This window comes from Sphingomonas sp. CCH15-F11 (genome assembly GCF_001557005.1).
Classification (GTDB): domain Bacteria; phylum Pseudomonadota; class Alphaproteobacteria; order Sphingomonadales; family Sphingomonadaceae; genus Sphingomonas.
Genome location: NZ_LSKG01000006.1, coordinates 26,444 through 41,127 on the forward strand (window position 1 = coordinate 26,444; position 14,684 = coordinate 41,127).

At 68.5% G+C, this 14,684-nt stretch carries 13 protein-coding genes; 8 read left to right on the forward strand and 5 right to left on the reverse strand.

Annotated elements, in window-relative coordinates; genetic code table 11:
- Positions 1–87: 87 nt before the first annotated feature.
- A complete protein-coding gene (locus tag AX709_RS00925; RefSeq protein WP_066481431.1) occupies positions 88–444 on the reverse strand; it encodes a GntR family transcriptional regulator in 357 nt (118 codons plus the stop codon).
- 38 nt (positions 445–482) lie between these two features.
- Positions 483–1,064: a nitroreductase family protein gene (locus AX709_RS00930; RefSeq protein WP_197418941.1), complete on the reverse strand. Its 582-nt coding sequence runs from the start codon at positions 1,062–1,064 to the stop codon at positions 483–485.
- A 115-nt stretch (positions 1,065–1,179) separates the two neighbouring features.
- Here AX709_RS00930 and AX709_RS00935 point away from each other — a divergent pair, with 115 nt between their 5' ends.
- The 6 genes from AX709_RS00935 to AX709_RS00960 all read left to right on the forward strand — a co-directional run bounded on the left by AX709_RS00935 (position 1,180) and on the right by AX709_RS00960 (position 8,946).
- On the forward strand, positions 1,180–2,979 hold the full coding sequence (locus AX709_RS00935; protein ID WP_066481429.1) for a peptide MFS transporter: 1,800 nt from the start codon (positions 1,180–1,182) through the stop codon (positions 2,977–2,979).
- A 37-nt stretch (positions 2,980–3,016) separates the two neighbouring features.
- Positions 3,017–3,703: an NnrU family protein gene (locus AX709_RS00940; protein ID WP_066545796.1), complete on the forward strand. Its 687-nt coding sequence runs from the start codon at positions 3,017–3,019 to the stop codon at positions 3,701–3,703.
- Between the two features lie 94 nt (positions 3,704–3,797).
- Positions 3,798–5,291 (forward strand): efflux transporter outer membrane subunit, encoded by a 1,494-nt coding sequence (locus AX709_RS00945; protein ID WP_066545804.1) that lies wholly within the window; start codon positions 3,798–3,800, stop codon positions 5,289–5,291.
- On the forward strand, positions 5,291–6,697 hold the full coding sequence (locus AX709_RS00950; RefSeq protein ID WP_066481418.1) for an efflux RND transporter periplasmic adaptor subunit: 1,407 nt from the start codon (positions 5,291–5,293) through the stop codon (positions 6,695–6,697). The genes AX709_RS00945 and AX709_RS00950 overlap by 1 nt, the downstream gene beginning before the upstream one ends.
- On the forward strand, positions 6,687–7,409 hold the full coding sequence (locus AX709_RS00955; protein WP_082730919.1) for an ABC transporter ATP-binding protein: 723 nt from the start codon (positions 6,687–6,689) through the stop codon (positions 7,407–7,409). The genes AX709_RS00950 and AX709_RS00955 overlap by 11 nt, the downstream gene beginning before the upstream one ends.
- A gap of 328 nt (positions 7,410–7,737) precedes the next feature.
- A complete protein-coding gene (locus AX709_RS00960) occupies positions 7,738–8,946 on the forward strand; it encodes an ABC transporter permease (protein WP_066481415.1) in 1,209 nt (402 codons plus the stop codon).
- Between the two features lie 27 nt (positions 8,947–8,973).
- Here the strand turns inward: AX709_RS00960 and AX709_RS00965 are convergent, their stop codons facing one another.
- Positions 8,974–9,834 carry a DMT family transporter gene (locus AX709_RS00965; RefSeq protein WP_066481414.1) on the reverse strand — a complete coding sequence of 287 codons (861 nt, stop codon included), beginning with the start codon at positions 9,832–9,834 and terminating at the stop codon, positions 8,974–8,976.
- Positions 9,835–9,966: 132 nt separating this feature from the next.
- Between AX709_RS00965 and AX709_RS00970 the strand changes: the two genes are divergently transcribed.
- Positions 9,967–11,022 carry a glycerophosphodiester phosphodiesterase gene (locus AX709_RS00970; protein ID WP_082731563.1) on the forward strand — a complete coding sequence of 352 codons (1,056 nt, stop codon included), beginning with the start codon at positions 9,967–9,969 and terminating at the stop codon, positions 11,020–11,022.
- Between the two features lie 15 nt (positions 11,023–11,037).
- On the forward strand, positions 11,038–11,295 hold the full coding sequence (locus tag AX709_RS00975) for a hypothetical protein (RefSeq protein ID WP_066481411.1): 258 nt from the start codon (positions 11,038–11,040) through the stop codon (positions 11,293–11,295).
- On the opposite strand, the gene pulA is transcribed toward AX709_RS00975, so the two are convergent.
- Complete coding sequence (gene pulA / locus AX709_RS00980; RefSeq protein WP_197432002.1) at positions 11,292–13,973, reverse strand: pullulanase-type alpha-1,6-glucosidase; 2,682 nt, start codon at positions 13,971–13,973, stop codon at positions 11,292–11,294. The two genes, AX709_RS00975 and pulA, sit on opposite strands and share 4 nt — an antisense overlap.
- Before the next feature lie 159 nt (positions 13,974–14,132).
- The gene (locus AX709_RS00985) at positions 14,133–14,603 is read right to left on the reverse strand and encodes a GNAT family N-acetyltransferase (RefSeq protein WP_197418969.1); all 471 of its coding nucleotides are present in this window, start codon (positions 14,601–14,603) and stop codon (positions 14,133–14,135) included.
- Positions 14,604–14,684: the final 81 nt, after the last annotated feature.

Here is a 14,684-nt window from a genome sequence, read left to right on the forward strand (position 1 = left end):
CCGACCAATCGGCAACGATGCGACGGAGCGAATGGTTCCGTCGGCGCGCCGAACATGCCGCCCGCCAGGCCGGCGCGAAAACGCGGATCAGACGGTGGCGTTGCCGACCAGTTGCCCGGCATCGAGCCCGAGCAGGCGGATCTGGTCGCGGATTCGCGGCCACCGCGATTCGAGGAAATATTTGCGCTCGGCCGCACGCAGGCGTTCCACCGCCCCGTCGAGCACGAACATGCCGACTCCCCGCCGCACCTCGACATAGCCTTCGTCCTGGAACCGCTGATAGGCCTTCGCCACGGTCAGCGGGTTGGCGCCGTGCTCGGCCGCCAGCGCGCGCACCGACGGAAGCTGGTCGCCGGCCCCGAACTCGCCGCGCAGGATCGCGGCGACGATGGTCGAGCGCAGCCGCAGATAGACTGGGCTCTCGTCGTCCTCATAAGCTGTCATGCTGCCTTAATACACTATTTGGCTCTCGGGTCCAGTGGTCATCCCGTCCAAACGCTGAGCAGCTGGTCGATATCGGGGCGCGGCCGCTCCTCGAGCGCGGCGCGCGGCGTGCCGATGAAAACGAAACCGGCGATGCGTTCGCCCGCCCCGCCGAACGCATCGCGCACCCGGTCGGAATAGGCCGCCCAGCCGGTGACCCAGCCGCCCGCAAACCCCAGCGCATGGGCGGCGTGGAGCAGGTTCATCGCCGCAGCGCCCACCGACAGCTCCTGCTCCCACACGGGAATATGGCTCTCGGCTCGCGGGCGCGAGACGACCACGACCAGTGCCGGCGCCTGGCGGGCAAAGGCGTCGACCGCCTCCAGCTCGACGCGCCCGGCGTCGGGCTTGTCGACCAGATATGCGTCGCGCAGCAGCGCGGCAAAGGCATCGCGTGCGCCGGTCGGCACCGCAACGAAGCGCCAGGGGCCAAGCTTGCCATGATCGGGCACCCGCGCCGCCATGGTCACGATATCGCGCAGTTGCGCCGCATCGGGCCCGGGTTCGATCAGGTCGCGCGGCCGCCCGGAGCGACGCGTGCGCAGATGTGTCAGCAGCGAGGAGGTGTCGTTGAGGATCATGCCGCCCCCTTATCGCGCGAAGGCAGATATTTACACCCGGACATTTGCCGCTAGGTTCCGCCGCAACCAAAATGGCGGCACGCGCCGCCGCGACAGTTCAGGGAGCCCAGGATAGATGGTCGACGCACCGACCGCGGATAACCCGCGCGAGCCGGATATTACCCATACCAATCCGGCCACCGGCGAAACCTGGTTCGGCCATCCGCGGCAGCTGGCCCGGCTGTTCACCACCGAAATGTGGGAACGCTTCGGCTATTACGGCATGCGGGCGCTGCTCACCCTCTATCTGACCCAGCATTTTCTGTTCGGCGATCGCCAGGCGACGGGCCTGTACGGTGGCTATACCGCACTCGTCTATCTGACGCCGCTGGTCGGCGGCTATCTGGCCGACCAGTATCTGGGATCTAAGCGCGCGGTGAAGTTCGGCGCGGTGCTGATGGCGCTGGGCTATCTGACCCTCTGTTTCGGCGGCGAGACCGCCAAGCCCTTCGCCACCATCGACGGCCAGCGCTACGAGGTGACGATCGAGCGCGACGCGACGACGGGTGCCGAAACGCGCTATGTCGTCGACGGCGCGAACAAGCTGGCGATCAAGGGCAATGACGACGGTACCGTCGCGCTGCTCGGCGCCGACGGCACCGCCACCCGCACGGTCGCCGCCGGCGGCTTTTCGTCCGACGGCGAACGCAGCCCGTTCCACGTCACCTTGATGCTGGTGGCGCTGTGCATGGTCTCGGTCGGCAACGGGTTCTTCAAGCCCAACATCTCGACGATGGTCGGCGAGCTGTATGAACAGGGCGATCGCCGCCGCGATGCGGGCTTCACCATCTTCTACATGGGCATCAATCTGGGTTCGCTCGGATCGCAGATCCTGTGCCCGTGGCTCGCGGTGGCGGTCGGCTGGTGGGCGGGCTTCGGTCTCGCTGCCTTCGGCATGATGCTGTCATGGCTGCTGATCCAGTTCGACGGCGGCAAGCTCAACGGCTATGGCGAGCCGCCCGCTGACCAGCCCGCCAACCGGGCGATCGGCATCTTTGCGCTGGCGACGATCGGGGTGCCGGTCTTCTACCTGCTGTTCGTCAACCTGATGAACGCGCCCGAGCCGGTGCCGGGATCGGGCATCGTCGGCTACATCCTGTCGCTGCCGCTGATGGGCAAGCTGTTGTTCGGCACCTTCCTGGTCTCGGTGCCTGGCATCCTCATCTGGTCGGCCAGCGTCGGCGACCGGCGCGAGTTTCAGATGATGCTGGCGGCGATGACGCTGATCGTGTTCAACGTCGTGTTCTGGACCCTGTTCGAACAGGCGGGATCGAGCCTGACGCTGTTCGCCGACCGCAACACCGACCTGTCGGTATTCGGGCTGTTCTCGATCACGGCCGGCCAGACACAGTTCTTCAACGCCTTCTTCATCGTCGTCTTCGCGCCGATTCTGTCGGTGCTGTGGACCCGGCTGGCAGCCCGCGGGATCGAACCGTCGATTCCGGTCAAGTTCGGCATCGCCCTGATCGGCGTCGGGCTCGGTTTCCTGTTCCTCGTCCTCGGCGCGCAATATGCGGGGCCGGATTTCAAGGTCGCGATCTGGTGGCTCGCCGGCCTGTACCTGATCCACAGCCTCGCCGAGCTGTGCATCAGTCCGGTGGGGCTCAGCATGGTCACCAAATTGTCGATCGCGCGCGTCGTCGGCCTGATGATGGGCGTGTGGTTCCTGTCGATCTCCGTCGCGCAATATGTCGCCGGGGTCGTTGCCCAGGTCGCGTCGGTTGAGACGGTTGGCGGCCAGGTGACCAATCTGAAGGTCAGCCTGGACACCTATAACGGCGTGTTCTGGACGATCGGGCTGATCTCGGCGGGAATCGGGCTGCTGCTGCTCGCGCTGTCGCCGCTGATCCGCAAATGGATGCACGGGGTGCAGTAAGCCGCGCGGGGCCGCCGCGACGAAAGGGGGGACGGCCATGTCCATGCTGATCATCGCGATCACCGCATTCGTCGGCTCGCATTTCGCGTTGTCGCACCCGTTGCGCGCGCCGCTGGTGCGGGCGCTCGGGCAGCAGGGGTTCATGCTGGTCTATGCGCTCGTCGCCTTTGCGACGCTGGGCTGGACCGCGCATGTCTATCAGGCGATGCCCGCCCAGCCCCTGCTCTGGCCGGTCGGCGACGTCTTGTGGGCGGCGGCGACCGTGCTGATGCTGTTCGCGTCGGTGCTGTTCGTCGGGTCGCTGATCGGCAATCCGGCGCTGCCCGATCCAAAGGCGACAGCGAAACCGGTGCCGGCGGCGCGCGGCGTGTTCGCGATCACGCGCCATCCGATGATGTGGAGCTTCGCGATCTGGGCCTTGGTCCATATCGCCATCTATCCGACGCCCGGCAATATCGCGCTGTGCTTGGGCATCCTCGTCCTGGCGCTGCTCGGTTCGGCGCTGCAGGACCGCAAGAAGCGCGATCTGCAACCGGAGTTCTGGCCGCAATGGCAATCGGCGACATCCTATTGGCCGTTCGGCGCGATCGCGGCCGGGCGCACGCGGCTGGGCGGCTTTCGCGGACATGATCTGGCGGGGGGTGTGGTCGTCTGGCTGGTCGCGACATGGGCGCATCTGCCGCTCGCCGGCTGGGCGGCGGGGATCTGGCGCTGGATCGGCTGAACGCGTCCAAACCGGATCGATCAGTGGCGCGCTGTTACAAAGTGCGACAGCTTCGCTGTGGACGCCGCGCGGCAAGCCCGCCATCAGGGCAATCATGACGTTGCGGTTCCGATCCATGATGCTGGCCGGCCTCGTTCCGCTCGCGGGGTGTGCGGCCGGTCCCGATTATCGCCCTGCCCCGCCGGCGGCCCTCGGCGTGCCGGAGGGCTATTCCGTCCCTGCCCAGGCGACGCCCCAGCCCGACCTGACGCGCTGGTGGGCGAGCTTCGACGATCCCATGCTCGGCGAACTGGTCCAGCAGGCGGCGACCGAAAATCTCGACGTCGGCCAGGCCGTGACCCGCCTGCGCCAGGCGCGCGCGCAGCTCGCCCAGTCGCGCGCGGCGCTGCTGCCCAGCCTGACCGGGGGCGTCAACTATACGCGCAACCAGACGTTGCGCGGCGGCGCGGGCGTCAACACCCTGCCCGACGGCACGATCATCTCGACCGGCGGCGGCGGATCCAGCGACAGCTACTCGCTCGGCCCCGATGTCAGCTATCAAGTCGACCTGTTCGGCCGCAACGCCCGCACGATCGAGAGCGCACGCGCCAATTACGAAGCGAGCGGCTTCGACTATGCGAGCGTGCTGATCGCCACCCAGGGCGAGATCGCCCGCAATTACGTGCTCGCGCGACTGGCGCAGCAGCAGCTGGCCAATGCCCGGCGTTCGCTGGACATCCAGTCGGAAAATCTGGAGATCGCAGGCTTCCGGGTGCAGGCGGGGCTCGTCTCGTCGCTCGACCAGGAACAGGCGCGCGCGCAGCGGGCACAGACCGCCGCGACGGTGCCCCAGATCGAACAGAGCTATAATCAGGCGGTTTCGCGCCTCGGCGTGCTGACCGGCCGCGCGCCGGGGGCGCTCAAGGCGCAGCTGGAGCAGACCCGGCCGATTCCGCGCGGCCCCGCCGCCGTCGCAGTCGGCATCCCCGCCGACACGCTGCGCCAGCGCCCCGACGTGCGCAGCGCCGAACGCCAGCTGGCCGCCGCCACCGCCCAGATCGGCGTGGCGGAGGCCCAGCTTTATCCCGCGCTCAGCATCGGGGGCAGCATCGACACCAACGCCAACGCCATTTCCGACCTGTTCGACATCATCACCGGCCGCATCTTCCTCGGCCTCTCACAGACGATCTTCGACAATGGCCGGCTGCGCGGCCAGCTGCGGTCGGCGCGTGCGGCGGCGGACGGCGCGTTCCTCGCCTACAAATCCTCGGTGCTGACCGCGCTCGAGGATGTCGAGAATGCGATCGTGGCGCTGCGCACCGCACAGGCACGCGAGGCGGAATTCCGCATCGCCTATGACGCCGCCGATGCCCAGGCGCTGCTGGCGCGCACGCAATATCGCTCGGGCCTGACCGATTTCACCACGCTCAACCAGTCGGAAAGCCAGCTGTTCGCCGCCGCCAACAGCCTGGCCCAGGCGCAGGCCGATCAGGCCAATGCGCTCGTTCAGCTCTACGGCGCGCTCGGCGGCGGGTGGGACAGCGCGACGGTCCCGCAAGTCGATCAACTGGCGGAAAGCACCGCCCTTCAAGCCAATCGGAACAAGTGATGGCCGACCAGTCCAGCCCCGATCTCGACACGTTCCTGGGTGCAAAGCAACGCCCGCGCTGGCGCACCCGCCTCTACTGGGCGCTGGCGGCCGTCGGTGTCCTGCTGCTCATCCTGGCAGCGATGCGCTTGTTCAGCGGCCCCGAAGCGCCGCGCTATTCGACGCAGACGGTGACGCGCGGCAATCTGGAGGTCAGTGTTTCGGCGACCGGCAAGCTGGCACCCACCAATCAGGTCACGGTCGGCTCCGAATTGTCGGGGCTGGTCACGCGCGTGCTGGTCGACGTCAACGACCGGGTCGCCAAGGGCCAGCCGCTGGCGCTGATCGACCCCGCCCAGCTGGACGACCAGATCCGCCAGACCCAGGCACAGCTTGCCGCCAACCGCGCGGCGGTGGCCCAGCAGCGCGCGACGCTGACCGAGGCGCAGGCGACGCTGACCCGGTTCGAGGAGGTGAGCCGCCTGTCGGGCGGGCGGGTGCCGGCGAAGACCGAACTCGACACCGCGCGCGCCGCGGTCGGGCGCGCGATCGCGAATGTCCGTGCCGCCGAGGCCAATGTCCAGGCGACGAGCGCCCAGCTTTCGTCCAACCAGACGCAGCGGTCGCGCGCCGTCATCCGCTCGCCCGTGAACGGCGTCGTGCTGGCGCGCCAGGTCGATGCCGGCCAGACCGTCGCCGCTTCGTTCAATACGCCGACCCTGTTCGTCATCGCCGAGGATCTGAGCGCGATGAAGCTGGAGGTCGCGATCGACGAAGCCGATGTCGGCCAGGTCCAGCAGGGCCAGCGCGCGACCTTCACCGTCGATGCCTTTCCCGGCGAGCGTTTCCCGGCACAGATCACCCGCGTCGATGTCGGCTCCAACCTGTCGGCACAGGAGGCGTCGGCTGCGACGACGAGCACCACCACGTCCGCCAATCAGGTCGTGTCCTATGCCGCCGTGCTCAGCGTCGACAATCCCGGGCAGCGGCTACGCCCCGGCATGACCGCGACGGCGGAGATCGTAACGAGTTCGGCGGGCAATGTCCTGCTGGTGCCCAACGCGGCGTTGCGCTTCACCCCGCAGGCCGAGGGTGCGGGCGGCCAGGATGCGGGCAGCGGCGTTGCCGGGGCGCTGATCCCGCGCGGCCGTCGCTTCGGCCGCGGCGCCGAGAAGACCGCCGAGATCGGCCGCGGTTCGCAGCAGACCGTCTATGTGCTCGGCGCCGACGGCAAGCCGCAGCAGGTCAAGATCACGACCGGCAACAGCAATGGCCAGATGACCCAGGTGACCGGCGGCGATCTGCGCCCGGGCATGAAGGTGATCGTCGGCCAGCTGTCGGGTGGCGAGGAAGCCCGGTCAGGCGGCGGTGGTGGCCGGCGCCAGGGTGGTGGCGGTCCCGGCGGCGGGGGGCGGCGTGGCCAGTAACCCGCCCGACCCCATCATCCGCCTGCGCGGCGTCACCAAGACCTATGGCGAAGGACCGACCGCGTTCCAGGCGCTGAAGGGGGTCGACCTCGACATCTCCGCTGGTGATTTCGTCGCGGTGATGGGACCCTCCGGGTCGGGCAAGTCGACGACGATGAACATGCTCGGTTGCCTCGACGTGCCGTCGAGCGGGACCTTCGAGTTCAAGGGCGTCCATGTCGAACGGCTGGACCGCGACCAGCGCGCGCTGCTTCGCCGCAAATATCTCGGCTTCGTGTTTCAGGGCTTCAACCTCCTGGCGCGCACCAGCGCGCTCGAGAATGTCGAGCTGCCGCTGCTCTATCGCGGTGAGCCGCGCAAGGAACGGCAACAGGCAGGCATGGCCGCGCTCGAACAGGTCGGGCTTGCGCCATGGTGGAAGAACACGCCTGCCGAACTGTCGGGCGGTCAGCAGCAGCGCGTGGCGATCGCACGCGCCATCGTGACCAACCCCGACGTCCTGCTCGCCGACGAACCGACCGGCAATCTCGACAGCGAACGCTCGATCGAGATCATGGAGCTGCTCACGCGCCTGAATCAGGAGCGCGGCATCACCGTGCTGATGGTCACGCACGAAGCCGACATGGCGGCATTCGCGCGCACGATCGTCCATTTCAAGGACGGTCTGGTCGAACGGATCGATACCGGGCACCGCGCCGGGGTGCCGGTATGAGGGTGATGCGGTCTTTGCGTGCCCCTCGCGCCGTTTGGGCTGAGCGTGTCGAAGCCCCGTTCTTCTTCATTGATCACTGCAAAGAAGAACCGTTCTTCGACAAGCTCAGGACAAACGGATCGGGTTTCGGAGGGAGAAACCCGTTTATCCAACCCCTCTCCCCTTGTGGGAGAGGGATGCGCAGACTTGGCAGCTTGCTGCCTAGTCGGAGCTGGGTGAGGGGAGAGCGCCGCCCGATCATCGCGAGCCGCGACCCTCTCCAAGCTCCACTAGCCGCTTACGCGGCAAGTTTCGCTATCCTCCCCCGTCGAGGAGGAGGGAGGTAATCATGCTCGGCACCACCTTCACGCTGGCCGTCCGGTCGATCCTGCGCCACAAGCTGCGCTCGTTCCTGACCACGCTGGGCATCATCATCGGCGTCGCCGCGGTCGTCACGATGGTGACGCTGGGCAAGGCGACGACGGTCGCCGTGCAGCAGCAGATCGCCGCGCTCGGCACCAACATTCTCCAGGTGCTGCCCGGTCAGGGCTTCGGACGCGGCGGCGGCGGCCCGCGCCCGCCGGATTTCGAGATGGCCGACGTCGAGGCGATCCGCGAGCAGATCGCCGGCGTCGCCGCCGTCGCGCCGACCGCGCAGGCGAGCGCGACCGCGATCTTCAACGGCGCCAACTGGTCGACCCAGATCAACGGCACCACCAACGCCTTTTTCCAGATCCAGCCCTGGAAGCTGTCCGACGGCCGGCTGTTCAGCCCGGCGGAGGAACAGGCAGGCAAGGCGGTGTGCATCCTGGGCAATACCGTCGTCACCAACCTGTTCCGCAGCGGCGGCGCGGTGGGCAGCCGCATCCGCGTCGGCAACGTGTCGTGCGACGTCGTCGCCACGCTCCAGCCGCGCGGCCAAGCCGGCTTCGGCGGCGATCAGGACAATGTCATCATCATGCCGATCAAGACGGTGCAGCGCCGCTTCACCGGCAATCGCGACATTCGCGCCATCCTGGTCGGCGTCGACGCCGATTACCAGACGTCGGCGGTGCAGGCGTCGCTGACCAGCCTGTTGCAGGAGCGCCGCCGGATCCAGCCCGGCCAGGACGACAATTTCTTCATCTTCGACAGCCGCCAGTTCACCGACACCTTTACCCAGACGACGCAGCTGCTGACCACGATCGTGACCGCGGTGGCCGCGATCAGCCTGATCGTCGGCGGCATCGGCATCATGAACATCATGCTGGTCAGCGTGACCGAACGCACCCGCGAAATCGGCATCCGGCTGGCGATCGGCGCGGTCGGGCGCGAGGTGCTGACCCAGTTCCTGGTCGAGGCGATCGTGCTGTCGATGCTGGGCGGCATCATGGGGCTGCTGCTCGCCCAACTCGCCATCGGGCTGATCGCGCCGCTCGCCAAGCTGCCCTGGCTGTTCGATCCGGCGATCAACATCGGCGCCTTTGCCATTTCCGCATTGATCGGGGTCGTGTTCGGCTTCTTTCCCGCCCGACGCGCCGCCGCGCTCAACCCGATCGACGCGCTCCGCCACGAATAGGGGCAACCGGGCTGGACCTGGCTCGGCTCAACCCGCGAACTGCAGCAGGATCAGGCCGGCCACCAGCATGACCGCGGCCGCGATCCGCCGTGCGCCCGACCCCTCGCGCAACAGGCGCGCGCCGAACACGGCCGCCCATACCACCGCGGTTTCGCGCAGCGCCGCGACCTTGGCGGTTTCGATCAGCGAAAAAGCGTAGAGCGCCGACCCGAACGACAGAACCGACAGTGCGCCTGCCGCGAGGCCATAGCGCCAGCGCGCCGCTACAACTGCCATCACCTGTCCGCGCCGCACCGCCAGCGCGGTGATCGTCACCAGCACCCAGTCGACCATGAACAGCCAGACGATATAGGTGACCGGCGTCGGCGCGATGCGCACGCCGCGTGCGTCCGCCACGCTGTAGAGCGCAACCCCGATCGCCGTCGCGCCAGCCCAGCCGAGCGCCGCGGCGTCGGGATGCGACCGCCAGCCGCCACCCTGTCGCGGCCAGGCGAAGGCGATCACCGCGACCGTCGCGATCGCGAGCCCCAGCCAGCCGATCGCGCTCAGCCGTTCGCCCAGAATCACCGCGGCGGCGAGCGCGGTCAGCAGCGGCGCAGTGCCCCGCATGATCGGAAAGACGAGCGAGAAGTCGCCCCGCTCGAGCGCGCGGATCAGGCAGACCTGATAAGCGAAATGCACGGGTATCGCCCAGCCGAGCGCAGCCAGCGTCGCTGCGTCGGGCCATGGCACGACCAGCGCGAAGGGCGCGACCATCAATGCCGAGCTGGTCGACAGCACCGCGCGCCCGACCAGGATGTCGCTGCCCAGCTTGACCGCCAGATTGGCCGTCGCCAGCGTGATCGCCGAAAACAGTCCGAGCGCGATCGCGAGTGTCGTCGCGTTCATCGCAACCGGCCGCGTCGGGCAACCACTCGCACGGTGCGCGGCATGATCGACATCATCCCCCCGATAGCGTGCGCCTGGCACGAGACTGTAACATCGGGTGCCTAGCGCAGTTCGAGGCAGGGAGAGTGCAAAATGTTGCAGATCATCGTGGCGCTATCGCTGGCGGGGGTGCAGGAGATGCCGATGCGCGACGCCCCGCTCCACCCCCCGATCGTCATCGCCCATCGCGGCGCCAGCGGCGAACGGCCCGAACACACGATCGCGGCCTATACGCTCGCGATCGAACAGGGTGCGGATTTCATCGAACCCGATCTGGTGCCGACCAAGGACGGCGTGCTGGTCGCGCGGCATGAGAACAACATCACCGATACGACCGACGTCGCCACGCATCCCGAGTTCGCCGATCGCAGGACGACCCGGACGATCGACGGCGAGACGATGACTGGATGGTTCACCGAGGATTTCACGCTCGCCGAGCTGAAGACGCTGCGCGCACGCGAGCGCCTGCCCCGGCTGCGTCCCGACAATGTCCGCCATGACGGCCGGTTCGAGGTGCCGACGCTGGCCGAAGTGATCGCGCTCGCCCAGCAGCACACGGCAAAGACCGGGCGGCGGATCGGCATCTATCCCGAAACCAAGCATCCGGGATACTTCGCGTCGATCGGCCTGCCGATCGAACCGGCGCTGGTCGCGCAGCTGAACGCGGCAGGCTGGGACGATGCCGACGCGCCGGTGTTCATCCAGTCGTTCGAGGTCGAAAACCTGAAGCGGCTGAAGGGCATGACCCGGGTCCGGCTGATCCAGCTGATCGCCGATCAGGGAGCGCCCGCCGACGGCAGCTATCCGAGCTATGCCGCGATGACGACGCCGGACGCGCTGCGACGGATCGCGGCCTATGCCTGGGGTATCGGACCAGCCAAGGGGCTGGTGCAGCCAGGCGACGGCCCCGTGACGACGCTGGTGCGCGATGCCCATGCCGCCGGGCTTGGTGTCCATCCCTGGACCTTTCGCGCCGAGAACTTCTTTCTGCCCGCCAGCCTGAGGCGCGGCGACGATCCCGCCGCGCACGGCGACCTCTCCGCCGAAATCGCCCGCTTCCTCGACCTCGGCGTGGATGGCGTTTTCTCCGACTTCCCCTATGCTGCCGTTCGGGCGCGGGATGCGGCACGGGGCCGCTCGCCCGAGTAAGGAGCGCGAGGGATCATGCGCGTGCGTACCGGTCTGGCGGTGCTTGCCGCCCTGGCAACCCCTGGCTGCATTGCCAAGACTGCGGTCGACATCGTCACCCTGCCCGTCAAGGCGGGCGCACAGGTCGTCGACTGGTCGACGACCAGCCAGGACGAGGCCGACCGCAATTACGGCCGCGAGATGCGCAAGCTCGCCAAGCGGTGCCGCAAGGACCCCGATGATGCGGAATGCGACCGGCTCGATCGCGATCGCTATCCCGCGCGCGACGATTAGCGGACGGCGATCCGGCCACTGCGTGCCGGCCGGGCAACCCATATGGCGGTCGTCAGCGCGGGCACCTCGAAGCGGCCGGTCCGCCACGTGGCCGAACGCAGCACCGCATCGTCCGACGCGCGCTGCACGCGATGCAGCGTGTAGCGTGCCCCGGCGGGCGCGGGCACGGACCGCGCCTCGCGGCTCGCATTGATCGTGACGACCATGTCGGGCCGCGCGGAATCGCCCAGCGCCATGACGATCAGGCCGGGCTGGCGTTCGACGCCCGCGCCCTCGAAATGAACCTGCGCGCGTACCTGCGCGCCGGTGCGCAGCCGCAACAAGGGCGAGGCGCGCCGGATTTTCAACAGCTCGTGCAGGTGCGCCTGCGCCCGCGCGATGTCGCCCGCGTCGACCCGCAGGCGCGGGTCGGCGAGCAGCGGGCCGGCGATCGGCCAGTCCTCGCCATTTTCGACCCGCGGGGGAAGTCCGCGCGCCCAGCCATTGTCGCGCGCATCCGCGTCGAGCAGATTGAACCAGTCGCCTGAATCGAACGAGTTGCGATCCAGCGACTTCGAGCGCAGCCGCTCCTGGCCGGCATGGATGAACGGCACCCCCTGCGCGAGCAGGATGACCGATGTCGCAATGTTCTGCCACCGCACCCGTTCCGCGGCGGTGATGCCGGGCGGCAATTTATAGGCGTTCGAATCGAACAGCGTGTGGTTGTCGTGCGCCTCGGCATAGTTGATCGTTTCCTGAGGGTCGGAGACATAGCCGAAGGGCGCGCCGTGATAGTCAAGCTCGCGCGCGGCGCGCGTCGTGCCATCCGCCAGGACCAGCCGATAGTCGGACAGGCTGGCGGCAAGCCCCGCGCGCACCTGATCCGCGGCGGCGAGTGCGGCGACGCGCGCGGCATCGTCCGCCGGCCGCGCCGCGTTGGGGGCGGTGAACAGCCCGCTCGCGAAGCCCTGGGTGCGGACGAGCGTCGCGCCGTGGTCCGCGGGGCCGCCGCCGCGCAGCGCATCGCGCAGCCGGTCGTTGAACGTGCCGACGCCGGTGCCGGCCCCCATGTGCCGCTGGGTCGCCTGAACGAAGCGCGCGTCGTCGGCGACCTCGCCGAAATTCCAGCCCTCCCCGTAAATATAGAGGCGCGCGCCATCGACGCCGTCCTTCGCCAGCGTGAGCCGCGCCAGGCGATCGCGCGCGCGCAGGATCGTGTCGCGGCCATGATGCCCCATCAGGTCGAAGCGGAAACCCGCGACCTTGTAGTCGCGCGCCCAAACGACCATCGCATCGATCATCAGCCGCTCCATCATCCGCCGTTCGCTGGCGGTGTTGGCGCAGCAGGTGCTGGTGGTCACCGCGCCCTTGTCATCCAGACGGTGATAATAGCCCGGCACGATGCGATCGAGCACCGATCGCGGATGCTGGCCCGACGCGGTGGTGTGGTTGAACACGACGTCGAGGACGGTGCCGAGCCCGGCATCGGCAAGCGCGGCGACCATCCGGCGAAACTCGCGGATGCGCGCGATGCCGTCGGGATCGGTCGCATAGCTGCCCTCGGGCACCAGATAATGCCACGGGTCATAGCACCAGTTGAACCCGTCCTTCGCATGCGCCGCCTCGACCGCCGCTTGCTGGCGGTCGCTGTCGGGCGGCAGGTCGCTCAGGTCGCCGGGCTCGCGCCGGTCGCGCGCGCGCTCCGCGATCGTGGCGCAGTCATAGGTCGGCAGCAGGTGCACGTCGCTCAACCCCGACCGGGCGAGCGCGCGCAGCCGTCGCATGCCGGCGCTGCGCGGATCGGCAAAGCCCAGATAGCCCCCGCGGTGCGCCGCGGCCACGCTGCGGTCCGCGATCGAGAAATCGCGGACATGCAGCTCGTAGAAGACGCGGTCCTCGGGCGCCTCGGGCAGCACGCGGGCGATGCGGTCCCAGCCGGCGGGCTTGGTGTCGGCATCGGCCAGATCGACGATCTGGCTGCGCGCGCTGTCGGCGGCGAGCGACAGCGAATAGGGATCGGTGACCAGATTGGTCTCGACCCTGCCCGTCGCCGGCACGAACACCTCGACCTCGTAGAGATAATAGCGACGGTTCCAGTCGCGTTCGCCGGTGATGTGCCAGACACCGGTCGCGGCATCCCCGGTCATCGCCAGCACCTTGTGCGCGGCGCCGCTCGGCCCGTCGAACAGATGCAGGCGCACCGCACGCGCGGTCGGTGCCCACAAGGCGAGCGTCGGGCGACCATCGGCGAACCCGACGCCGAGCGGCGCGTCGGTTGCGAACAGCGCGTCGATCACCCCGCCGGTCTGGACCCCGGTTCGATCGACGATGCGTCCGGCCGCATCGCGCGCCACCACCGCCACCGGCCCCTTGAGCCAGCCGCGCACGCGCGCGGGGTCCACGCCCGCGATCCGCCAGAGCGGCAGGCCGCGCAGATGCGGATAGGCGGTCGCCAGGTCGCCGCTCAGCGTGCCCGCCGCGATCAGCGGGATCAGTGCCGCCCTATCGACCTCGATCACGGGCCGGGCACCGGCGACGGGGCGCCAGGCGATCAGGTCGGCGGTCAGCCAGTGCGCACGTGCCTCGACGGGGCGGGCGGGTGCTTCGACGGGGACCGCCGCCGGGATCGCGACCGGCGTCGCCGTTGATGCAAACGGCAGGAGTATCGCGACCAAGGCCAGGATCATGCGCCGCGACATCACTTCCTCCCGCGCGTCGACGCGCACTGATTTTGGGGCATCGTCGGCGGCGGGCGGCCGCGTGGCAAGCATTCGCGGCTGAATACGTATGTCCGGCGATACATGGGGAAAGGGGTGGTCGCGCCGGTCAGGCGCGACCACCCCCCTGTCGGCGCGCGGCTAGCCGATCTGCTTCCAGAACAGGATCTTGTCCTCGCCCGTGTCATAGAAGTCGCGGATCCGCGCCTCGCGGGCAAAGCCCAGCCCGTCGTAGAAGGCACGCGTCGCCGCATAATCGGGCAGCGACGAGGTTTCGACGATCAGGACGCGCCCGCCCGACTGGCCGAGCCGGGACTCGAGCGCCGCGATGATCGCGGTGCCGACGCCCTGCCCCTGCAACTCGGGGCGCACCGCGATCGCCAGCAGGTTGAAGGTGCCGATGGTCATCCGCTCAGGCTCGCAATAGCCAAAGCCGATCACCTCCCCTTCTCGTTCGGCGACCAGCCAGTGATGCGGTGCCTGGCCCGCAAGCCAGGGTTCGGCCATCTCCGCCAGCATTTCGGCGGGGAACAGCCCGGTGTCGTCCAGCACGCGTGCGATCGCATGCAGGTCGGCACGCGCCATGGCGCGCACATTGATGTTCTCGTTCAACTCGGATTTCCTTTTGATCGCCCGCGCATTGGCGGGCATGTCCGCAGGACGCACCGCGTCAGCCGGCTGACGCCGGGGCGG